This is a genomic window from Salinibacterium sp. PAMC 21357, from assembly GCF_000247645.1.
In the GTDB taxonomy this organism is placed as follows: Bacteria; Actinomycetota; Actinomycetes; order Actinomycetales; family Microbacteriaceae; genus Rhodoglobus.
The window spans coordinates 377670-400723 of record NZ_AHWA01000006.1 but is presented as its reverse complement, the minus strand read 5'-3'; the positions used below and the strand labels follow the sequence as shown (position 1 = coordinate 400723).

Here is a 23054-nt window from a genome sequence, read left to right as displayed (position 1 = left end):
CTAGCCATTAGGCACCATCGGGGCGCCGATTCCGGAGTTGATCTTATGCAGCCCACCTTTCGACGGGCGAATATCGAAGTCGAACATCGCGGTCGGCAAGTAGACCGTTGCGCAGGAGTTCGGGATGTCGACAACGCCAGAAAGTCGACCTTCAATGGGCGCGGATCCCAGAAGCAGGTAGGCCTGTTCCGGGCTGTAGCCGAACTTCGTTAGATAGTCGATCGCATGTAGACAAGCACGCTGGTACGAAAGGTCTGAGTCGAGATACTTCTGCTCACCATCCAAGGTGACTGATGTACCGCTGAACGCCAACCACTCGCTGTATTGGGGGCCTTCGATTCCCGGCTGGAAGATCGCGTTTTCCGACACCCCATACTTTTCCATTCCACCCTTGATGATGTCGACCTTGAGCTCCAGATAGCCGCCCATCTCGATACCACCGCAGAACGTGATCTCACCATCGCCCTGGCTGAAGTGCAGGTCGCCAAAGGAGAGGTTGGCGCCCTTTACGAAGACCGGGTAGAACACGCGAGTGCCTTTGGTGAAGTTCTTGATGTCTTGGTTTCCACCGTTCTCGCGCGGCGGTGCTGTACGAGCGGCTTCATTGCTCACCCGGTCGAACTCATCGCCCGTAAGCGAACCAAGAATTGCGGAACGCGGTTCCGGCGGAAGAGCGAGTGGCGGAACCCGCTGCGGGTCGGTCGCAATGAGGGCGGCCTCGCGAGAGTTCCAGGTTGCCAGCAAATCTGTGGATGGCGCCACTCCCATTAGTCCGGGGTGCGTGATGCCGCGGTAGCGAACTTCCGGCACGTGACGGGAGGTCGCGTAGCCACCCTCGAAGTCCCAAATTGCCTTGTAGGCATCGGGAAACTGATCAACAAGGAAGCTTCCACCGTTGTTCTTGGCGAAGATTCCGGTGTACCCCCAGCCTTGACCGGCAAGCGGACCTGACTCGTTCGGGATCGGCCCAATGTCGAGGATGTCGACGATCAGTAGGTCGCCGGGCTCGGCGCCTTCTATAGCGAATGGTCCGCTCAGCACATGGACGCTCTCGAGCGGCGCATTGGCGATGTCCTCCGCAGAGTCATCGTTCACGATTGCCCCGTCAAACCATTCACGGCAATCAGCTCGAAATATCTGCCCCGGTTTGACCGTGACGGCTGCCGGGATGTCACCATGCCATCGGTTGTGGCCGACCAATTTCTGGTCGGTGAAGGGCTTTCCAGAATCTAAGGGAAAAAGATTCTCAGACATGTTATTCCTTTCGAAGGTGAAGCGATTTTCTTATGTACCGTGAATGTGGTCTCGCGGAATGACCGCGGGATGGCTCAGGAGTTCGAGTGGGCCGCCTCCTTTACTGGGGCTGGCTGCCTGCTCCGCAGGATCACCATGGCAACGACAAAGACGACAGCCAGGGCGACTGCCACGATGAAGCCATCCAGCTGTTGCCAAATTCCCGTGAGCAAGAGGAAGGCCGGGATCGCGGCGGTAATCCAGCCCTGCACCGCGGCCACGGCGCCGGTAATCCAGGTGAGTGAGCTCATCCCCCTGCCGAGCACGAGGTAGAACAGAAACCACAACACAGCCCACTCGAGCCAGATCACAAAGAACGCGTAGTCGCCAAACCAAACGAGGTTTGCCACAGCGTAGGCAACCGCCATGATCGCGACAAAGAGGGAAAAGTAGCCCAGCCCCGTCGGGTCATGGCCCCAGGTGTTTCCCATTGCGACGTACAGGTAGGTAAAGCCGAAGAGGTACAACCCGCTCGCCGAGAAGATTACTTCTGCGTCGCCGCCGGCCGTGAAGATGAGATAGGTGGGGGTGAGAACTTGCAAGAATCCAACGAACCAATTGAGCGGAGTAGCTCCCGTTCCTTTGACTATTCCCATCAGTGCCAGTCCGTTAATAAATAGGACCGCACCAACGTAAAGCAAACCGACAGCACTCATCTGGATCTCGCTTCCTGTACTAGTTCTCTAGGCGCGCGGTAGTTTCTGCGCTCGAGGGTCGTAAGTGACGCGTTGAGGTCGACGAGACCCCGAAGGTGGTGAACCCACTACGCGCGGTGCGTCGGCCGTCGCTGTGGTGGCATCAATAAGCCTTCGGGCCCCAGAATCGCCAAGGTTCAGAAGCGGGGAGCTGAAAACACGGGGCGCGTCCCCGAAACAGTCCGGACACGATGCAGTCTGGGGGATGTCACCCATGGGAGCTCGTTTATCGAAATGGCCATGTTCAGCACAAGAATATTCGTAAGCAGGAATGTAGCTCAGCTCCCAACCCAAGTAGACGACCTCGTATACCCGGTGACGTTACCAAGCATTCCTCGCAGCGGCAATGGACCGTGGACCACTCTGCGTAGATGCATCGAGACCAACAAAAATAGCCCGGATCTACATTTCGTAGATCCGGGCTATCTTGATGCCTTGCGACATTTGTCTTTCGACATTACGTGGTTGCGGGGACAGGATTTGAACCTGCGACCTCTGGGTTATGAGCCCAGCGAGCTACCGAACTGCTCCACCCCGCGGCGTATCTATAGCCTAACACAGGCTTAGGGCGGCGAAAACCGAACTCAGCGGGCTCACAGTGTGCTGCGGGCCCGCTGAGTCGAAACGGTTATTCGGTGGCGGCGATTGCCTTGAGAATGGCCGCGACCATGCGGTCATCCGCTTCTGCAGCAGCCACTAGATCGTTCTCGGCATAGGCCGCTTGACGGTCGGCAAATGCTGCCTTGTACTCCGCAAGGGCGGTGTCAAGCTCCGGGTTCTCGCCGGGCGTGACCGTCTCGACAGGAGCATCCGGGTCGACAGGAGCATCCGGGTCAACCGGAACGTCTGGCTCTACCGGAACTTCGCCGTCGCCAGCCTCAGCACCAGAGTCTCCCCCGAACAGCGAGTCGAGTGCCTGGTCGAGGGTGTCCTCGAACGCAATCTCATCACCGAACGATACGAGCACCTTGCGCAACAGCGGATACTGCGTTCCACTCGTCGACTGCACATAGACCGGCTGCACGTAGAGCAGACCTCCACCAACAGGAAGAGTCAGCAGGTTACCGAGCCTGACCTCAGTCTCACCGCGCTGCAGCAGAGCTAGCTGATTCGCCACAATAGTGTCGGTATTGAAACTGTTCTGCACCTGACCGGGGCCGGGCACTGTGTCCTTCTTGGGCAGATTCAACAGAGTGAGCTTGCCATAGTCAGGACCAGCGTCAGAGTTCGCCGTCAGATATCCGGTGAGAACGCTTCGACTGGCGTCTGCTGTTCCCTTCGGAATGAAGGTCGAGTAGATCGTGAATGCGGGATCGGTAGTGCCAGGTACCTGCATGGTGAGGTAGTACGGCGGCTGAAGCGATCCGGTTGTCGAAACCGGGTCTTCTGGGCTGACCCACTGGTCATCACTCGAATAGAACGAGCCAGCGTTGGTGATGTGGAACGAACCCAAAATCTCGCGCTGCACCTTGAACAGGTCAGAGGGGTAGCGCACGTGATCGAGCAGTTCAACGCTCATGTCGCTCTGCGGGAGCAACGTGTTCGGGAAGATCTTGTTCCAGGTCTGCAGGACAGGATCTTCGTCGTCCCACGCATACAGCTTCACCGAACCGTCATAGGCATCAACTGTTGCCTTGACCGAGTTGCGGATGTAGTTGATGTTGTCGAGCGCAAACTGCGGCGCCGGCGTGTAAGTGTCAGCAATCGCGCTGGAGAGCTGCTCAACCTGCGAGTACGGATAGTTAGCACCCGTGGTGTAGCCGTCAACGATCCAGACGATGCGGCCGTCAACTACAGCCGGATAAACGTCACTATCAACCGTGAGGTACGGCGCTACCTTCGCAACGCGGTCAAGAGGCTCCCGGTCGTAGAGAATCTGCGACTCATCCGTTACCGCTGACGAGAGGAAGATTTGCTCCGACTGGAACTTGATCGCGTAGACAAGCTTCTTGAAGATGTTGTCGAGCACCGGTCCGCCGTTGCCGTCGAACGTGGTTGTCGCGTTCTGGTTGCTGTCTTCACCACCCGATGGGAAGTCGAGCTCAATGTCATCGGCACCCTCTGGGCCACCAACGATGGAGTACTCCGGCGACTTCTCACCAAAGTAGACGCGAGGTTCGAAGTCGCCCAGTTCGCCCGTGCTCGGGATTCCCGACTGCAAGAACACCGGCTGACCGTCGGCGGCACGCTGATTACCGAATGCAGCAACAATGCCGTAACCGTGGGTGTAGACGACCGCGTTGTTGTACCAGGACTGCGAATCGCCGAGACCAGATTGGTTCAACTCACGAACCGCAATGACGGTGTCTTGGGTTTCGCCCTCGATGTCATAACGGTCAACGTCGAGGTGGCTATCGAACTGGTAGTACTGCTTGAACTGCTCAAGCTGTGCGAAAGCCTGCGGGGCAATTGCCGGGTCGAGAATTCGAATGTTCGCAGTTGTTGTTGCGTCTTCACGAAGCGCACCAGACTCAGCATCCGTTGTCGCGCTGTATGGAATCTCTTCAACATCCGCGACACCGTAGGCGTCTCGGGTTGCCGCAATACTTCGGTCGATGTATTCGGCCTCGTAGGTGCGCGCGTTGGGGTCTACCTGGAAGCGCTGAACGACCCAGGGGTAAAGGTTTCCGACGACCAGACCACTGACGAGCAGAAGAGCGGTACCGATCATGGGAAGACGCCAGCGACCGATGATGGCCGTAACGATGAAGAGGATGGCAACGATCGCTGCGATGCCCGCCAAGATGGCGCGACCGGGGATGGTGGCATTGACCTCGGTGTAGCTCGCACCGGTCTGCAAGAAGCCCTGGCTTGACGAGTACAGCGTCGTGTACTGGTCGAGCCAAATGCTTACTGCCTGCAGCGCAAAGAAGAGCCCAGCAGTAACGGCCAGCTGCACGCGAGCGGAACGCGAGATACGCACTTCACGCCCGTGAACGCTGAGCGCACCGTAGAGGTAACTCGTGGCGATGGCGCCCACGAAGGAGACCAGCAGTACAGCAGAGGCGAACCCCACGATGCCGTGGTACATGGGCAATTCATAAAAGAAGAACCCGATGTCGAGCCCGAACTGTGGGTCCACTTCGTTGAACGAGCTGCGGTTGAGCCACTGCAACGCTACGGGCCAGCTGCCGGCTGCCGAGACACCACCGAAGATACCCAGAAGAACGGGGATACCGACCATGGCCAGCTTGCGGAGAGGCTCCACAACCTGCTGGTAGCCCTCAAGCTGCGCGTTGAGCTTGGCGTAGATCGGGCGGGCGCGGAACGCGATAAACAGGCTGGCACCCACCGGAATTGCCATGGCAACGAACCCGATGAGGAACATCACGGCGTTGGCTATCCACTGAGTGGTGAGCACATTGAGATAGCCGGCCTGGTCAAACCAGAGCACGTCGGCATAAAGATTAGAGAACAAGAAGAACGCGATGACAATGACGGCGAGAATTATCGCCGTAATCGTAAACGCAGACCTCGTCTTGCTCGGTGGGGCTGATTTGGTTTGGCTCGACACAGTACTTTGCTCCTGAAATTGGGGGCCTAGCGGTAGCTTAAAGGTCTTTTATGCGCTGTGGGCGGATGATCGCTCTCAGCGTCAATCGGGCGACGCTCAACCCGTTGTGCTCAACTGGCATCGCACGACGGCAGCCCGTTGCCGCTCAACCCGGCACGAATGCTGGCGAGAGCGACAAGAGCGTCGTTGAGGTCGTCGATTGCGTAGACGGTGAGGCCCTTAGGAATATTTCCCGTAACCTCATCGCAATTCTCGATCGGGGCAAAGAAGAAACTGGCTCCGGCATTGCGGGCACCGTACATCTTCTGCTGGATGCCGCCGATAGGTCCGACATCGCCGCTTGCTGTGATCGTTCCGGTTCCGGCAATTTCTTCGCCGCCGTTGATGGCACCGGGCGTCAGCTTGTCGATAATTCCGAGAGCAAACATCATTCCGGCGCTGGGGCCGCCCACATTTTCGAGCTGAATCTTTACATCAACCGGGAAGTTGTACGCACTGCCGACTACGATCCCCACGACGGCAATAGCGTCATCGCCCTCGGTCATGGTTGGGGTGATCTCAACGGTCATTTCTTCACCGTCACGGTCGAAAACGATCGCGGCGGGGGCATTTGTGCCATTGGCGGCGATCGCATCGCGAAGGCCAGCAACGTCAGCGAAGGCCTCGCCATTTACGGTACGGATGATGTCACCGGCGAGCAGCACGCCATCCGATGGTCCGCCGTCTGATGTCTCGGCCACGGTGAGCGTGGCATCAAATTCGTAGTCGAGGTCAGAGAGCGCAGCAGCAATAGCTTCTTGCTGCGAGCTGTTCATCTGAATCTGGCCAGCTTCAGCCGACTCTTCGGCCGTCACACCAATCGGGTAAATGGCGTCGACCGGAACAATCGCACGACTGCGGTCGAAGAACGCGGCACCAACCTCGAACCAGCTCAGTGGTGACTCACGGTTTCCCCGCACGTTCACGGTGAGCATGTCGAGCGCACCCTCAGTGGGGAAGGTAGTTTCTACCGGAATCTGGATGAGCGGAACGAGCTCTCCGGCGATCTCGACGTCACCCAGGGTGTCGTAGACAGGCCCCGGTTGCTCGATGATGTACGGCGAGGGAACAAGAGTTGCCAGCAGTGTGCCAACGAGGGCAACACTAAGAATCAGCCATCCCAGCCAGCCACTTCGGGCGCGGCGCGATGAAGGTTCGGGACGATTATCAGTAAACAGGGCCACCTAGATCCTTACGGGGTCGAAGCGGTGTTCGCCACAGGCGCACGGTAAGAGTTACTAGCCTAGGTCAAAACTCAGCCGCGCACGGCATCGAGCGGCTAGCGTTAATCCATGGCTGACAACGCTGACAATAATTCCGAAGACGAGTTCCGCGACATGATGCGCGAGTTCCTCTCCGGCGATGGAGAGATCGACCCCTCGAAATTGGCTGCCGCCGCAGGGCTGCCCAACGATCCGGCGATGATCCAACAACTGCTGAGTCAACTCCAGAATGCCCTCGGCAAGAGCGGTGATGGCATCAACTGGGACATTGCCCTTGAGCAAGCCAAAAATCTTGCGTCTCAAACTACGGTCGTCTCTTTGCCCGCTGAACGCTCCAAACTCGAGCAGGCCCTTCACGTTGCTTCTCTGTGGCTCAACGAAGTCACCGACGTCTCTGAATTGACTGTCGAGCCCAAGCTGCTCAGCCGCAGCGAGTGGGTAACCATCACGATGCCGATCTGGACTCAGCTCGCAGAACCGGTAGCCAATTCAATCGCCAACTCACTCACTGATGTGCTCAAGCAGAACGCCCCAGAAGAGATGGACGAGATGCTCAGCGGTGCGAGCAAGGTCATGCGCAACATCGGCGGCACCCTGTTCGCGATGCAGCTTGGCCAGGTTGTCGGTCAGCTCTCTAGCGAGGTTGTCTCTGGTGGCGACATCGGCATTCCGCTGCTCGATGAGCAGCAAGCCGCGCTGATCCCCCAGAGCGTCTTTGCGTTTGGCAATGGTCTCGACATCCCTGACGAAGAAATTCACCTCTACTTGGCCGTGCGCGAGCTCGCGCACGCCCGGCTATTCCGGCACGCGCGGTGGCTGCGCCTGCAGTTGCTCACCTCGATCACTGCTTATGCCCACGACATCCACATCGATTCAGATGCGATCGCTGAACTTGCCAACGGCTTTGACCCCAGCAACCCCGAAGAGTTGCGCGACGCCATGACTAATGGCTCGCTTATTCCGCCGAAGAGTGAAGAGCAGAAGCACGCGCTCGAACGCCTCGAGACGGTGCTTGCTCTTGTTGAGGGCTGGGTAGACGTAGTTACTGCGGCAGCGACAACACGGCTGCCAGCACGCGGCGCGATTGCCGAGACAGTTCGCCGCCGCCGGGCCTCGGGCGGGCCGGCGGAGTCTGCTTTCGCCACTCTCGTTGGTCTCGAGCTTCGACCACGGCGACTCCGAGAGGCTGCAGCAATGTGGCAACACGTGACCGATGAGCTGGGCGCAGAACAGCGTGATGCGCTGTGGTCGCACCCCGATTTGATGCCTACTGGTGCCGATATCGACGACCCGGCAGCGCTCGTGGCTCGTCTTCGCGATGGCGGCAGCACGCCTGATGACGTTGATCAGGCTATTGACGCGCTCTTGAACGACGAATCGGGTGACCGCCCGCACGAAGACGACAACTCCTAGGTCGCTCACGCACGCTGGAGGTGGCGCGGTCTTTTTGAGGCCTGTGGAATCTTCGCACTGACCAATCGGACAGTGTGCAGAATTGGCACATGATCTTGCGCGTAGACCCCCGACTACCCTTGGTGTGGCGCTCCCCCACAAGCGCCCAGTTTGGCATCGACCCGCCCGCCGTTGTGCTACCCCACGTCACCGCTGTCCAAGAGAAAATTCTTGCTGGGCTCGTTGCTGGCATCAGCCGCAGCGGAATCGAAATGCTGGCACGGTCGCATCCTGACGAATGTCATGACCTGCTCGATGCGCTCGCTCGAGTACTCATTGCAACACCACCACAGGCACCAACCGCGCACGTTGCCGTGCTCGGCGCCGGTTCCCTCGTCGAATCAATCGCCCGCGTTCTCGCAGCAAGTGGCGTGAGCGTTAGCGTCGCTGAACACGCGGATGAGCTGGCGAACCCCGACCCCGATCTTGCGATTCTGGTCGGACATTTTGTGATCGCCCCGTCGGTGCACTCTCACTGGTTACGCCGCGATGTTCCCCACATGCCGGTAGTGATCTCAGATTCCGCTGCCGAAATTGGCCCGGTCGTGACTCCCGGAATTACTGGCTGCCTACTCTGCGTCGAGTTGCACCGCCGCGATGCCGATGCAGCGTGGCCAGCAATCGCGACCCAGCTCATGGGCCGCACCTCGCTTGCGGAATCCCCTGTCTTGATCGCCGAGGCCGCCGCTGAGGCCAGTCGTATGGCACTTCACCGCTTGGGGCGCGTTGGCTACACGGTCTTCGATCAGACTCCGGCCGATGCAACGTCGTCGGTGCGCATCGATCACTCCACTGGTCGCCGTGATGAAAGTCTGCGCTTTCGGCATCCCGAGTGTGGTTGCCAGCAAGTGGCCGCTATTGCGAGTGTTGCGTCCGATCGCGCACATCGTCCAGGAAGCGACTGGGGGCACGACGCCCACCCCGGCCTGTTTGCGCGCTAGCCGACCACGACAGCCCGAGTGAGCGTCGAGCACGCGTGATGCCGACGTACAACAATCGCCGTTCTTCATCAATTGCTTCCGGCGTGCGCGCGTAGCTGATGGGCAATAGGCCTTCGTTGAGCCCGACGATATGCACGCAGTCCCATTCCAAGCCCTTGGCCGAATGCAACGTGGCGAGGTTCACCGCCGACCGCAATGGCTCGTTATTGCTGCTCTGACGGTCAACAAGATCAGCCACAAACTCACGAAGCGTCATCTCTTCTGGGGCGACCTCCGCCAACCGCATGATCACGTTCAGGGATTCCCAGCGGTCGCGAACGGCACCAGCGCTCTGTGGAGGCTCTTGGGACCATCCGATAGACCGCAACACGTCGCTGACCGATTTGAAGAGGGGCTCGGTGGCCGTGGTGATGGATGCTCCCCGCAGCAACATGATTGCCTCCTTGACCTCACGCTGGTCAAAGAACCTCGTAGCACCGCGCACCAAAAAGGGAACTCCGGCAGCAGCCAGTGCCGCTTCGATCGATTGTGACTGCGCGTTGATGCGATACAGCACGGCGATCTCTTCCGGGCTTGTTCCGGCCGCAATTTGACCGGCGATTGCCTCGGCAACCGCAGCAGCTTCGGACTGGTCGTCGTCAAAGGCGGTAACCGCGGGAATTGCGGAGTGCTCGGTCGTTGCCGATTGCAACGTCAGCGCCCCGGGCTGATTGGCCATCAACTTGTTGGCGGTGTGCACGATCTCTGGCGTAGAGCGGTAATTGCGTTCCAGCCGCAACACAACAGCGTTCTCATGATGAGAAGCGAATCGCAACAAGAAATCGGGGCTCGCGCCGGCGAAGGAGTAAATGGTCTGGCTGACGTCGCCGACAACACAAAGGTCGTCCCGCTCCCCCACCCATAAGCGCAAGAGCTCGTGCTGAAGCGGTGAGACGTCCTGATATTCATCAACGACAAAAAAGCGGTACTGCTCTCGCACCTGTTGCGCGATTCGCGGCTCAGCCTCAATCATTCCGGCGGCGGCCAACAACACATCTTCGAAATCGATCTGGCGGCGGGCATCTTTAGTTGCCTCATACGCCGTCTGCAACGCCACCATTCGATCGATAGTGAGGGCAGCAGGCACCGTTCTGCCGGCATCCGCATACTGTTCGATCGACATGCGGGAGGTTTTGCGCCATTCAATCTCTGCCGCGACATCCCGCAGCGTCGCTGTGTCGAGTTTGAGCTTTACGGTGTCGGCGGCGTGCGCAATCATGCGCGCTTTGCCCTCAAGCAGCCTCGGCATTGTTCCGCCGATGGTTTGCGGCCAGAATGCGTTCAATTGAGAGAGCGCTGAAGCGTGGAAGGTTCGAGCGGCCACTCCTTCTGCGCCGAGAGTGCGCAGTCGACCGCGCAGTTCGCCCGCGGCGCGATTGGTGAAGGTCAATGCCATCACCCGGCTGGGCGGGTAGACGCCCGTTGCTACACCGTAGGCGATGCGGTGAGTAATCGCCCGCGTCTTACCCGTTCCGGCACCCGCCAGCAGGCACACCGGCCCGAGTAATGCTTCGGCGGCCTGGCGTTGGCCCTCATCGAGGGCGTCGAGCAGGGCGTTTGCCTCCAGCGTCACGGTTGTTCGTCAATCGGTTGTCCGTACCAGTGCTCGATAATCGCCCGGGCAATCGACGAGTGCCCTGGCAGACGAATCTCATGCAGAGAGGCCGCGAGTTCGTCACGGCTAAACCACCGCAGGTCGAGAATTTCTGTTCCATCGGGAGTGCCCAAACCGGTGAAGCCGGGGGCGACGGATGCGGTGAATCCGAGCATGAGCGATGCCGGAAAGGGCCACGGCTGGCTGCCAAGATAGACGGGATCGACTACCGGAACGCCGGACTCTTCCAGAATTTCGCGCTGAACGGCCGACTCCAGTGACTCGCCCGGTTCGACGAACCCCGCCAGTAGCGAGTAGCGGTTGGATTCCCACAGTGCGTTCGAGCCCAACAGCAGTCGATCGTTTTGGTCGGTGACTCCGACAATGATCGCTGGGTCGGTACGCGGAAACACTTCAAGCTTGGAGGCGACATCTCGACGAACCCAGCCCGCCTTCTCGACAACGGTCGGCTCGCCAGTGCGTGGGGAAAAGAGGTGGGAGGAATGCCAGTTGAGAATTGCCAAGGCCTCAGTGAAGAGGCCAGCATCCCGATCACTCAGCTGAGTCGCAATGCTGCGCAGATTTCCCCAGTTCGCTTCAGCAAAATGCCCGGCATCGTCAAGCTCAACGGTGACGATGGGAGTGCCAACGGGCTCGGGGCTCGTCGTCGACATTGAACGCCCGAGGTAGACGCTCGTGTGGCCACGTTCGATGGCATCCGGGTGCAACAGCGCCAAAGAACCATCGGCTGCCAGCAATGCGGAACCGGCAAAGATCGGCAACACTCGAGTCGCGGAATCGCGCCACAACCGATCAAGAAGACGAGGATCTTCTCGAGCAAGATGGTCACGATCTATCTCATATCGCGACAGCGGCAGCCGCGAAAGAAAAGCCTGTGACATGTATCGACCCCGTCCCAACTGCGTGGCGTGCGGCAAATGCACGCCAGACCGACCTACCCTGAATGGTATGGCCAGATCACATCTCACTCTAGCCGCGCTGGCGACCTCTGCTGTCGAGGGACTCGACGTTGCCGCAGCCGCTCCGTTCGGCACCGGCAACGGCAACGACTTCGACTCCGCGCTCGTCACTGGGCGCGACGGAAAGCACTGGATTATTCGAGTGCCCCGCAACGCATCTGCAGAAAACGTGCAATCAGCAGACCTCGTAGCACTGCGCGCGCTGAGCGCCGGCGTGCGCACCCGACTGCCGTTCGCCGTCACCAGCTACGCCGGTCAAGTTCCGGTTGGTCAGACGCGCGGCATCGTTTATGAATTCGTTTACGGCAGCAAAATTCCGATGCGTTCGTACACCACCGGCTCGGGCTCGCTCTCGGCATCGATCGGTAGCGCCATTGCCGCGATCCACAGCCTGCCCACCAGCTTTGTGGCGGATGCCGGGCTCCCCGTGCAGACCGCCGGCGAAAGCCTGCGTGCCTGCATCTCGATCATCGACAGGGCTGCATCCACCAAGCTGGTTCCCGCCGCGCTTCTCGAGCGCTGGCGTGGAGCAACTGAAGACTCCAAACTCTGGCAGTTTCAACCGACCGTCATCAACGGCTCGTTAGTATCTGACTCATTCTTGACCGCCGATAACGTCGTCACCGGTGTACTGGGGTGGCAGGACGTCAAAGTTGGCGACCCGGCGACAGATCTGCAGTGGCTTCTCGGCCCCCGCAATGACGCCATCATCGATTCAGCCTTTGGAGCGTACGCGGATGCCCGCGGAGCTGGCGACCGTCAACTCAAGCAGCGCGCAACGTTCTATGCCGAGCTCTCCGTCGCCAAGTGGTTGCTGCACGGCACCGAGGTGCGCAGCACCGAAGTAGTGGACGATGCGGTCGAAATGCTGACGACGCTGCTCGACGATATCCGTGACGATGTCATGAACCCGATCAGCACCAACACGATGCCCACGATGGCGGTCGACGAGGTCGAAGCCATGCTGCGCAAAAACAACCACGCGGTCTAACTGCCGCGAAGAGTGCGGGCGGATCTAACGCGGGTTCGTCTGATCCTCGCGAGTGCGGTCGCCACTAGTCGTCGTGATCGGTGCGTCGGGCACGCGCCGAGCGTGTGAGAGTCGACCGCAACCTGCGCAATTTGTTGCGCGGAACTGGCGCTTGCGCGGCATCCGCATCGATGATGGTGATCGGCTCGGTAATGGCTCGTGACTGGTGCCGCGGCACAATCGCGACCCAGTGTCCTTTGCGGCGCGGAGCCACCTTAACGGTGAGTCGTCCTGATCGCGCCAAGACGACGGAAATTGCAATCGCGACGGCGGCTGGCACTCCGCCCGCGATGATGAATGCCACCTTGGCACCCAGCAGCTCGGCGATAGTGCCCATCAAAGGGCCACCGATGGCCTGGCCCCCGAGAATTACCATCACCCAGAACGCCATCACGCGACCACGAATCACCAGGTTCGATGACAACTGCACCATCGTTTCGGCGGCGGTCATCAGCAGCAGGCGGCTGAGTCCGATACCGATGAGTACGCCCAGGAATAGCCCGTAGATCGGCACAATGCCGGCGAGCATCATCATCAAGCCGTAGAGCACCGCGCCAAAGATGATCGTGCGCAGACGCAGACTTGCTCGGCGCGCTGAAGCGAGGGCTCCGAGCAGTGCTCCAATCGCGGCCAACGAATTGTAGAGACCGTAACCACTGGCGCCGGTTCCGTACACGGTGTTGGCCATCGCCGCGAGAAGTGTCGGCATCGGCATTCCAAAGACGGCAACAACGAAGACCATCACCATTGTCCAAAATAGTGTGGGCTTGTTGCGGATGTACCGCATCGCTTCGCGAATTTGTCCCTTGGATTCTGGAGCGCGTGGGGCGATCAACAGCTCGTTCTTGCGCATCGACGCGAGGATGATGACACCGATGACGACCGCCACGGCATTGATTCCAATGGCCCACCCTGAACCCGCGGCCACGATGAGGGCACCACTCAGTGCTGGCCCCAAGAAGGCTCCGGAATGAAAGATCGAGGCGTTGAGGCTGATGGCGTTGCGCAAGTGGCGCGGCCCGACGAGTTCGTTGACAAAGACAGCACGCGCGGGGTTGTCGAAGACTTGGATGATGCCCATGAGCAAGACCAGCAGGTAGACAAGCCAGAGCTGCGCCACTCCCATAATCGTGACGATGGCGAGAGCAAGACTGAGCGCCCCGATGATCGACTGAGCGACCATGAGTGTGGCCCGCTTATCGAAACGGTCGGCAATGACGCCAGCGTAGGCGCCAAGAATGATGGTGGGAGTGAACTGGATGGCGATGGTGAGCCCCACCAACGCAACGTTGCCGGTGAGTTCCAGAACTAGCCAGTCGACAGCAATACGTTGAACCCACGCGGCAGTGTAGGCAATGAACTGAGCGATCACATAGAGCCGGTAGTTGTGCAGCCGTAGCGAACTAAACGTGTCGCGCCAGAGGGGGCGAGACATTACAGCCGAGATAGGCACAGTTGCCGGAGAGGTCTCAGATGTCATAGCCACAGAGATAACCGTATTGTCTCCGCTGTCATTCCAGTGCATAATCGAGCCTATAAATTCGATTACGTTTCGTAATGAGGTGATTGTGTTCGACCCGGTGCTGTTGAAATCTTTCGTCGCTCTCGCCGACACTCTCAGTTTTACGGACGCCGCCCGAACGCTGACGCTGAGCCAACCGACCATCAGCCAACACATTCGCAAACTTGAGGCCGCCGCTGGCCGCATTCTCGTCGTGCGGGATACTCGCGCCGTATCACTCACCGACAACGGCGAAGCGATGCTCGGCTTTGCGCGCGCTATTTTGGCCGAACAAGATCAGGCAATGAAGTACTTCACGGGCTCCGCGATGCGGGGGCGGTTGCGATTCGGCTCGGCCGATGATCTTGCACTCAACGAGCTGCCGGGCATTCTGCGCAACTTTCGACAGTTATACCCCCAAATCAATCTTGAGCTCACGGTCAGTCAGAGTGGAGCACTCGTGCGCCGCCTGCATGCCGGCCAACTCGATCTGATCTTCGTCAAGCAAGACGCTGGCATGGAAGGTGGGCGTCTTGTGCGCCGCGACCGGATGGTGTGGATGGGCCACAAAAGCACCGCGCTAGAGCCAGGCGCGCCCGTTCCCTTGATCGTGTACCAAGCACCCAGCTTGGGCCGCACCTATGCAATGCGCGCCCTCGAGGCGAACGGACGCACGTGGCGAATTACCTGCAACGTGAAAGAAGTGAATGGTGCTCTCGCCGCCGTGCGTGCCGGAATTGGCATCGCGGTATTTCCGCAGTCGCTTATTCCGGCCGACCTCGCCCAGCTCCCTGCCACTCTTGAGTTGCCGGAGCTCGGCGACGTCGACTTCGTTCTACTCGACAACCCGCTCGCAGCCCGGGACCCCATCGACGCGCTCAGCACCGCAATTTTGAGCCGACCCGCGCTGCTCTAACTGACCTGCTCGCTTACGCTGCCGGTGCCGCTGTTAGTGCTGGTTCTGGTGCCGGTGCCGCCACTAAAACTCGGAGCTGTTCCCACCGACCGGCCCCAGGCCTCGCGCAATTCGCTTTCGCTAAAGATGTGTTCGGGGCGAATCACCGTGTCTTCGGCGACAAAGTAGAACGCGGCATCGATCTTGTCGGGGGTGATATTTTTCCACTGCGCATACGCCAAACGGTAGAGCGCCAGCTGCAACTGCTTAGCTTCAAGATCGACGGCATCCTGTGGGGCGCGGCCCGTTTTCCAGTCGACAATCTCGTAGCGGTCTCCATCGGAATACACGGCATCGATCTTGCAAATCACCACACGGTCGTCAAAGGGAACGTGAATCTCGATCTCTACGTCGACCGGCTTTCGCGTTGCCCACGCTGAGCGTTCGAATGTGGCCTGCAGCTCGGCAAGCTTTTCGGCATCCGCAACGCCATCGGTATCGACGCCATCGATCTCGAGCGACACAGCATCAAGCGTTTCGGCGGATGCTGAAGTGCCAAAACGGGCTTCCACCCATTCGTGAAATTGCGTTCCCAATCGCGTTGCGCGGTAGGGCTTTTCGGGCATCGGTCGGCGTAACGACAGGGCGACAGCTTCGGGGTCGGCAATGTAGTCCTTGAACCGGGAGGCCGGAATTCGTTGCGGCAGTGGTGTGCGTTGGGCTTCGCTGGCGGCCCGGTTGCGCTCGGCCACGAGCAGGTCAATTTCGTGAGACCACAGGCCTTCGGCTCCGGGGTCGGCCGTGCGCACTAGTTGGGCGGCAGTCTCAACGCTCGTGCGGCGGTTGCCGAGCGGATCAAAGGGCCAAAGCGGATCGACGATATCGGTAAAGGTGGGGTTTTCGTCGTTCTCCGGTTCGGTGGGCAACTCAGGAATCAAACCGCGCTCGTCAAGCTCTTGCAAGAAGATGCTGGGTGCTTGGGGTTTGCTTCGACTCGACCAAAACGATCCGGTGAGCAGCAAATTATCGCGGGCACGAGTGATGGCAACGTAGCCAAGGCGACGCTCTTCTGCCTGGTGACGCTCAGCAAGGGCCGCCTTGAATCCTTTGAGCGAAGCGTCAAACTCGGACTGATAACTCGCGCTCTCCCACGCGAGTTCGGGGAGTTCCGCGGCGTCTCCGCGGAACGCGAACGGCAGCTTGCCGAAACCGATCCACCCTTTTCCTTCTCGCGATGTCGCTGGCACTTCTCCGGCGGACAGGCGCGGGAGGGCAACGAGATCCCATTCCAAGCCCTTCGAGGCATGAATGGTGAGCAACTGCACGGTGCCCGCTTCTGCATCATCACTGCGCGGGCCCATCATGTCTTGCTGAACTGCACGTCGAAGCCAGGATAGAAAGCTGCCCAGGTTGGCCTGATCGTCACTGGCCAGAAAACCGGCCAGTTCGTCATGGAAGGCGTAGAGGTTCGCCATTCCGTGGGCTTGCGGGCGACTGGCGACAACCTCAATATCGAGCAAGAGTTCTTGTTCAAGAAGCCGCACGAGATCGCCAAGGTCAAGCCCGGCCCGCGACCGGAAAAATGCTAGCTGTTTAGCCGCTGCTTTGAGCCGCGCGACCCCTTCATCGCTAAAGCCCTGAAGTTGCGAATGGGTGGCTGGTGCTTCGCCGACAAAGTCGAGAGCATCCACAATGGATGCCGAATCGTCCACCGCAACAGACGCCCGCATGTGCTGTTGGATTTCTGCGCTCAGCTCTTGTTGTGTCACTGATCGGCTCAGCAGCCAGCGAGACAGTCCGGCGAGCGCCTGCAGATCGCTTGTTCCTATCGACCAGCGCGCGCCCGCCAGCAGGCGGATCAGCTCCGACCCCGCCGTGGGATCGTGGATTACGGTGAGCGCGCTCACGAGGTCAACAATTTCAGGGGTGGACAGGAGCCCGCCGATTCCTAGCACGTGGTACGGAACGTCTTCGGCACCGAGCGCCGCGGCGAACCGATCCATGTCGCTACGGCGGCGGAACAGGATGGCGGCAGTCGGCGGCGAAGGTGCGGCAGCCTCGGGGTCTGGGTCGTAGTGATTCCACGCCTGCGGCGCGAGTGCTCGCGCAAACCATTTGGCGACGCCTCGAGCTTCGTCGTCAATGTGCTCAAAATAGTGGGAGTCGATGGTGCCTTCGGGGGCTGCCGGGCGTGCATCCAGTGATTCCACCCGCACGGGCGAGCGCGCGCTCAGCGGCTCGACGATGACGTTTGCGGCATCGAGCACGCTCGTGGCGTTGCGCCAACTCGTTGAGAGCGCAAAGTATTGAGCATCGGCGTTGTCGGTGAAGTCGCGGCTGAAGCGAGCCAGGTTGGCGGCGCTGGCCCCACGCCATCCATAAATTGATTGATGGGGGTCGCCAACGGCCATCACCGAATGATTGCTAAATAGCCGGGCAAGTAGCGCGTTTGCACAACGCTGGTGTCTTGATATTCGTCGAGGAGCACGACGCGGTAGCGATCTTGGTAGTGCTCAACAACGTCGGCCGAGCGTTCGCTCACTTCGAGGGCAAGAGCAACTTGGTCACTGAATTCGAGCAAACCCTGCTGACGTTTTTGCTGCGCGTACTGCACAGCAAGAGCGAGCAATGGTGCGAGTGAACCGACCTCGTTCACCGCTTCAACGACAGAAACGTAGGGGGTCTTTTTGCGGGCGCTGTCGGAGAACGGCAGTTCGGAGAGTTGGGTGAAACGCTCGGCGTAGGCGGCGACATCGTCGGCGTTTGCCACGTTGTCGCTCAGGGCGTGACTGAGATTCAGCACTGCCTCGGTGAGGGCATTGATTGACTTTTCGAGCCCAATGAGGCGTTCATCGGTGCTTGCGACTACGAGTTTGCGCGCCAACTGCCACGATGACGGATCGTTAAGCAGAGTCGATTCTGGCTCGCGACCGATGAGGAGAGCGTTCTCGGTGAAGAGCGCGCTGGCGAACGAGTTGTAGGTCGAGATGGTGGGTTGATCAAACTCGATCGACGAGGTCTCGGGGGTGGCCTCAAATCGTTCTGGGTGCCGGCTTTGCACCTCACGCAAGATCGCGATGCGCTCGCTGACGCGTTTGCTGAGCGAACCGGCAGCCTTGCGTGTGAAGGTGAGGCCCAAAATTTGGTCAGGGGTGGCGAGATTGTTGGCCACGAGCCACACCACGCGGCTGGCCATCGTGTCAGTTTTTCCGCTCCCGGCACCAGCAACTACGAGGGCGGGAGACAGGGGTGCTTCGATGACGACTTGCTGCTGCGCTGTCGGCGCGTGAATGCCTAGGAGGCCGGCGAGATCGACGGAGGAGATCATCGTGCACTCACCGCCGGTACAACGTGAATGCGGCAATTGCCGAAGCTCCACGGATCGGTGCAGTGGCTGCTCACTCGAGCCACGAACACGTTTGACGCCATACCTGTGGCGTCGTCTATCACTCTTTGTCGAAAGGCTTCGAGTTGCTCCTCGGTCATCGGGGCCTGTTTCGGGTCGACGTAGTCACGCGTTTTGGCAGACGGCGAGAGCACGACGAGCTTGGCGCCGCCGTTGACGAGCCCGTCAGGTACGCCTTCGATGGCTCCCGCGGCGAATGCCAGTTGGTACGCCGCGAGTTGTGGATGATCGGCCACAGCGCTATCGGTGGATGGTTCGCTCTTGCCCGTCTTGAGGTCAACGATCACTGCGGTTGTTCCGCCATACATTTCGACGCGGTCGATTTTTCCACTGAGCAGCGCTTGCTCGAGTGGCAGCTTGAACTGCATCTCGTTGCTGATGAGCTTTCCCCCGTCTGCTTCGAAGTCGCGCAAATAGGTAGCCAAGTGTTCGGTCAGTTTGCGAGCTCGCAGCTTTTCGGCTTCTGACTGCCACGAGGCTTCGAAACTCATTTCACTCCACCGTTCTTCGACCTCACGGTAGAGGGCATCTGCACTGAAATCTGTGGCCGTTTCTGCAACCTCGTGAATGAGCGTGCCCAGGTTTGATGCAACGTTGGAGGTCGATCCGCCCAACTGGTCGATGGCCCAATGAAGTGGGCAGCTCTCGAACGATTCCATGCGCGACGGCGAAATGCGAACTTCGGCTTCTGGATCGCTCAGATCGACCAATGGCGCAAGCGTGCTCGGCTCGCGCAGCCCGTACCAAGCACTGGGATCGGCACCGGGCACACCCTCCTGTGCGAGGCGAGCGAGCGATGCCGCGGCGGCGGCCGGGTTAGTGGTCGTCGTCAATTCACGACGCAGCACACCAACGAGCCCCCTCAAGCTGAGCGGTGGTCGAGCCCGCATCGGCTCATCCGGGGTAGGAATCAGCGTCAAGAATGGAGACGGCATGTTGTCGTCGCCCTCGACCGCGGTGACAATCACTTCGCTTGTTGCCCGCGATACCGCCTGCGTAAACATGCGCAGTTCGTCATGCAAAACCTCACGGCGGCGGTCGGCTACCGCGAGCTTCTCCCCCGCCAAGACGCGAGGCAGATCGTGTGCCCCCAAAAGTGAACCCCGCACGCGCAGGTTGGGCCACACGTTTTCTTGCATCCCCGCGATGACAACAACATCGAACTCCTGGCCGATGACGGATGCCGGCGTTCCGACGGTCACCGAGTCAACAATCGAGCGTGCGGCAAGCGTGTCTTCTGCGACATCGGCCGAGAGCCAGTCATTGAGAAAAACGTTAGCCGGGGCATCCGGACGGCGCTCCACAAAACGCTTCGCGGCCGAGAACAAAGCAACGACAGCATCAAGGTGCCGGTTGGCTTCTTCGGCGACCACCCCAGAGCCGAGGGCTTGGGTAAACCACCGATCCGCGAGCCCACTGCGCTGCCAAGTGCCCCACAACAGTTCTTCGATAGTGTCACCGGCATCAGCGGCCGCCGCCGTTTCGCGCAGATTCTTGGCCACCGCTGCAGCCTGTCGGGCCACCCGAGTTTCGATGGTCGTGAAGCCTGCTGGCGCGGAGAGGGCCTGCGCAATAAGTTCATCGGCGGGGTCAAAAATTTCGGCGCCGAGCGCCTCATGACGCAGCGCTGCTTTCAACCGCCGCAGAGAGACCGGATCAAAACCACCGACGGAACTACTCAGTAGCTCTACCGCTGATGCCGCGTCCAGCGTTCGCCGACCCAGCGCAAGCTCCAGCAATACGATCAACCCGTTTACGCTGAACTCGTCACGCACCGCACTGCGGGCGCTCGACACGCTCGTCACCACTTCGAGCGTGCGCAGCTGGCGTGCTAGCGACGGAATCAACGAGCCGGTACGCACGATAACGGCCATGCGCGACCACGGAACTGACTCAAGCACGTGCTTCTCGCGCAAGTGACGGGCGATGAAGGCAACCTCTTCGGCGGGACTCGCCAATTGATAACTGTGGATGCTCGACGGCGCCGTTGCGACCGCTGGCGACTTGCGCTGCTCGAGCAGCCCCGAAACTCCGATGCGCTGAGTCAACTCTGTGATGGTGTGCCGAAGCGCAGCGCTGTGCCGATGCACCGACGAGAGAAAAAGTGTCTGGCAGTTGTCGAGCTGAAGCCTCCCGGCCCACGCTGCGAGCACCGCAGGTTGTGCGCCCCGGAAGGATCCTGTTGTGAGGTCAGGGTCGCCGAACCCGATAATCGTAATGCCGCGACTGGCAAGCGCGCGCAGCAATGAAATTGTGGCTTCAGTGAGTTCGTGGGCGTCATCCACGATGACCAAACGCAAACGATCAATTGCGGCGTAGTGCCCCTCTGCGATGAGCGCGGCAGCCTCAGCTAACAACTCGCTGGCATCGAAGTGTCGATCACGGTAGCTGGCCTTCACTGCGTCGTACACCGAGATGAAGGCGGATGCCGCCACCCATTCCGGCCGGTCAGTGCGTTCGCCCAACTGCGCGAGTTCGTGGGGTGTAACTCCAAATTCGACACAGCGCATCATGAGATCGCGCAACTCAGTGCGGAACCCGCGCAGGCGGCGAACCTCGGTATCGAGGTGGGGCGGCCAGGGTGCGCCACCGCCGTCCGCGATCTCGCCTGCCAGGAGCTCCGCGATGATCTGGTCTTGTTCGGCGCCGGTGAGCAGCGTGGGTGCACCATCGCCGGCCACCGCGGCAGCCTCGCGAATCACTTCGAAGGCGAGAGAGTTGGCGGTGCGCGCCATCGGCCCCAGGGTCGGCACATCGAGGCGGACCGCCAGACGATCACGCAAAGCGGTTGCACTCTGGCGGGTCGCCGATAGCACCACAATTTGCTCGGGTGACCAGCCGCGATCGTGCACTCGCTCGGCAACTACTTCGACAAGAGTTTCAGTTTTGCCGGAGCCCGGTGCACCGACCACGATCGCGCTGACGCCATCGTTGAGCGAGACGACGGCGCGTTGGGAAGCGTCGAGAGTGTGCGGCTCGGGAGCCGAGATATCCGCGCGCCCCGGGGGCAAGGTGACCATGAATCAACGTTATCTGGATGCGCTGACAGAGAACGGACATTCACCGCTGCTGGTTGTGTCGTAATCTTGGCGTGTGGACATAAGCATCGGTATCAACAACAGCCCCCGTGAAATCAACTTCGAGTCGGCACAGTCGTCGAGCGAGGTCGAATCGATCATCGCCGAAGCATTGAACTCGGATGCCAAATTTGTGACCCTGCGCGACGCCAAGGGCAAGCTTTACATCGTTCCGATCGCGGCTGTCGCCTATGTCGACTCGGTGAAGAAGAGTCTCGCCGCGTCGGATTCGTGGCCTAACGTGGAACTGCTTTTCGTCACGGTCATCGCCGCTTCGATCGCCGCAATCTTGCGCTACATGTTGCCATCACGCGGCATGTACGGCAGCGCACTTTTGCCTGCTGTCGGTGCTGCGGTAACGGCAACAGTGTGGGTCGCTCTGCTCTGGGCCGGCCTCACTTTCGATGGCACCTGGATCTGGGTTGCCAGTCTTGTTGCTGGTGGCGGCGCCGCTCTCGCTACAGCGCTACTGCTGCCGCGTCACCGTGAAGCTGCGGATGCCCGTGCATTCGTTGAGCTCGCCCGCAGCTAAATTCGTTCACTGGTGGACTCGCCCGTTTTTAGTGCGGGGTTCTGGCCCGCTAATTAGGCGGTGAGCCCGAGCGCGTCCATGCGACGCGTGTGGGCAGCGATTAGCTCGGTGAATACCGGCTCAACCTGTGCCTCTGTTGAGCGGGTGTGATCGGGGAAGACGAGTGCCGAGCGCGCCACGAGCATCATGTCGCCCATCAGACGACGACCCCACATAGCAAGTCGCGAATCGAGTCGCGGGTTGGCGTCAATCGCCTCTTGGAGAAATTCGCCAAGCACTTTCTCGCCGGATTCTCCGGAGAGGATCGTGGCTAAGCGAGCATGAGATTCGTCGGGGAGCCCTTTAGCGAGTCTTGCGTAGAAGTCGTCAAAGAATCCGGCGCTGAGGTAGGCCGTAATCAGCGCTTCGTACCAGTCAGAGCCACGAGCAATACGTTCAAATTCGTCAAAGGCTTCAGTAAACGGGTCCATTATTTCGGCCGGCGAGCCGCCAGCTTTCGTAATCTCTGCGACGAGAGCGCGATGCTTGCCCAGAGACAACTCGGCTGCTTGACCGATTGCGGTCTTGGCAGCCGTGGTTGGGGCGTTGGTAATAACGCGCGAGAGGTTCTCAAAGATCATGAGCTGCACGTAAGCGGCGCGGCCCAAAAAGTCGAGAATGTCGGGCGCGAACTCGGCGAGTGCTACTTTCTCCGTCGCCAAAGCGTCAGATCGTGACCGAAGGCGAGGCAATTCGATGCGACCTGGCTTGCGCGAAAACCACTTAACCACGGAGCCAGCTTAGGGCGTGTTTGTGCAGTTCGCGCTCTCTACAACTCGCCTCGCCGCCTCAATTCACGGCCTC

At 59.9% G+C, this 23054-nt stretch carries 16 protein-coding genes, 1 tRNA gene and 1 pseudogene; 5 read left to right on the top strand and 13 right to left on the bottom strand.

Features of this window, described 5'->3' with window-relative positions; all coding sequences use genetic code 11:
* The 6 genes from fmdA to ON14_RS14445 form a co-directional block, all read right to left on the bottom strand.
* Positions 1-1254, bottom strand: a complete 1254-nt coding sequence (gene fmdA / locus ON14_RS14465; protein WP_010206205.1) for a formamidase — start codon at positions 1252-1254, stop codon at positions 1-3.
* 74 nt (positions 1255-1328) lie between these two features.
* Positions 1329-1949 carry an AmiS/UreI family transporter gene (locus ON14_RS14460; RefSeq protein WP_010206204.1) on the bottom strand — a complete coding sequence of 207 codons (621 nt, stop codon included), beginning with the start codon at positions 1947-1949 and terminating at the stop codon, positions 1329-1331.
* Positions 1950-1976: 27 nt separating this feature from the next.
* Entirely contained in the window at positions 1977-2282 is a 306-nt protein-coding gene (locus ON14_RS16555; protein WP_010206203.1) for an FmdB family zinc ribbon protein, read from the bottom strand.
* Positions 2283-2450: 168 nt separating this feature from the next.
* Positions 2451-2527 (bottom strand) — tRNA-Met (locus ON14_RS14455).
* A gap of 89 nt (positions 2528-2616) precedes the next feature.
* Positions 2617-5502, bottom strand: a complete 2886-nt coding sequence (locus ON14_RS14450) for a UPF0182 family membrane protein (protein ID WP_010206202.1) — start codon at positions 5500-5502, stop codon at positions 2617-2619.
* Positions 5503-5612: 110 nt separating this feature from the next.
* Positions 5613-6725, bottom strand: coding sequence for a YlbL family protein (locus ON14_RS14445; RefSeq protein WP_010206201.1), 1113 nt, complete (start codon positions 6723-6725; stop codon positions 5613-5615).
* Between the two features lie 108 nt (positions 6726-6833).
* Here ON14_RS14445 and ON14_RS14440 point away from each other — a divergent pair, with 108 nt between their 5' ends.
* Positions 6834-8177, top strand: coding sequence for a zinc-dependent metalloprotease (locus ON14_RS14440; protein WP_010206196.1), 1344 nt, complete (start codon positions 6834-6836; stop codon positions 8175-8177).
* An 89-nt stretch (positions 8178-8266) separates the two neighbouring features.
* Positions 8267-9157, top strand: coding sequence for a hypothetical protein (locus ON14_RS14435; protein WP_010206193.1), 891 nt, complete (start codon positions 8267-8269; stop codon positions 9155-9157).
* Here the strand turns inward: ON14_RS14435 and ON14_RS14430 are convergent.
* Both ON14_RS14430 and nudC read right to left on the bottom strand, forming a co-directional pair.
* A complete protein-coding gene (locus ON14_RS14430) occupies positions 9072-10769 on the bottom strand; it encodes an ATP-dependent helicase (protein ID WP_010206192.1) in 1698 nt (565 codons plus the stop codon). The genes ON14_RS14435 and ON14_RS14430 overlap by 86 nt on opposite strands.
* Positions 10766-11692 carry an NAD(+) diphosphatase gene (gene nudC, locus ON14_RS14425; RefSeq protein WP_010206191.1) on the bottom strand — a complete coding sequence of 309 codons (927 nt, stop codon included), beginning with the start codon at positions 11690-11692 and terminating at the stop codon, positions 10766-10768. Before nudC ends, ON14_RS14430 begins: the two co-directional genes overlap by 4 nt.
* Positions 11693-11759: 67 nt before the next feature.
* On the opposite strand from nudC, the gene ON14_RS14420 reads away from it, so the two are divergent.
* Positions 11760-12761, top strand: coding sequence for a phosphotransferase (locus ON14_RS14420; protein ID WP_010206189.1), 1002 nt, complete (start codon positions 11760-11762; stop codon positions 12759-12761).
* A gap of 64 nt (positions 12762-12825) precedes the next feature.
* On the opposite strand, the gene ON14_RS14415 is transcribed toward ON14_RS14420, so the two are convergent.
* Complete coding sequence (locus tag ON14_RS14415; RefSeq protein ID WP_202800982.1) at positions 12826-14280, bottom strand: MFS transporter; 1455 nt, start codon at positions 14278-14280, stop codon at positions 12826-12828.
* An 88-nt stretch (positions 14281-14368) separates the two neighbouring features.
* Here ON14_RS14415 and ON14_RS14410 point away from each other — a divergent pair, with 88 nt between their 5' ends.
* Positions 14369-15217, top strand: a complete 849-nt coding sequence (locus ON14_RS14410; RefSeq protein ID WP_010206187.1) for a LysR substrate-binding domain-containing protein — start codon at positions 14369-14371, stop codon at positions 15215-15217.
* On the opposite strand, the gene ON14_RS16445 is transcribed toward ON14_RS14410, so the two are convergent.
* The 3 genes and pseudogenes from ON14_RS16445 to ON14_RS14400 form a co-directional block, all read right to left on the bottom strand.
* Positions 15214-15822, bottom strand: a complete 609-nt coding sequence (locus tag ON14_RS16445) for a PD-(D/E)XK nuclease family protein (protein WP_237719750.1) — start codon at positions 15820-15822, stop codon at positions 15214-15216. The two genes, ON14_RS14410 and ON14_RS16445, sit on opposite strands and share 4 nt — an antisense overlap.
* 444 nt (positions 15823-16266) lie before the next feature.
* Positions 16267-18524 (bottom strand): annotated as a pseudogene (locus ON14_RS16440) (ATP-dependent helicase); the annotation flags it as partial.
* Positions 18521-21622, bottom strand: a complete 3102-nt coding sequence (locus tag ON14_RS14400) for an ATP-dependent helicase (RefSeq protein ID WP_010206186.1) — start codon at positions 21620-21622, stop codon at positions 18521-18523. The pseudogene ON14_RS16440 and the gene ON14_RS14400, both read right to left, overlap by 4 nt.
* Before the next feature lie 73 nt (positions 21623-21695).
* Between ON14_RS14400 and ON14_RS16245 the strand changes: the two genes are divergently transcribed.
* Positions 21696-22211: a DUF3107 domain-containing protein gene (locus ON14_RS16245; protein ID WP_010206185.1), complete on the top strand. Its 516-nt coding sequence runs from the start codon at positions 21696-21698 to the stop codon at positions 22209-22211.
* 53 nt (positions 22212-22264) lie between these two features.
* Here the strand turns inward: ON14_RS16245 and ON14_RS14385 are convergent, their stop codons facing one another.
* Positions 22265-22981 (bottom strand): ferritin-like fold-containing protein, encoded by a 717-nt coding sequence (locus tag ON14_RS14385; protein WP_010206184.1) that lies wholly within the window; start codon positions 22979-22981, stop codon positions 22265-22267.
* Positions 22982-23054 lie beyond the last annotated feature (73 nt).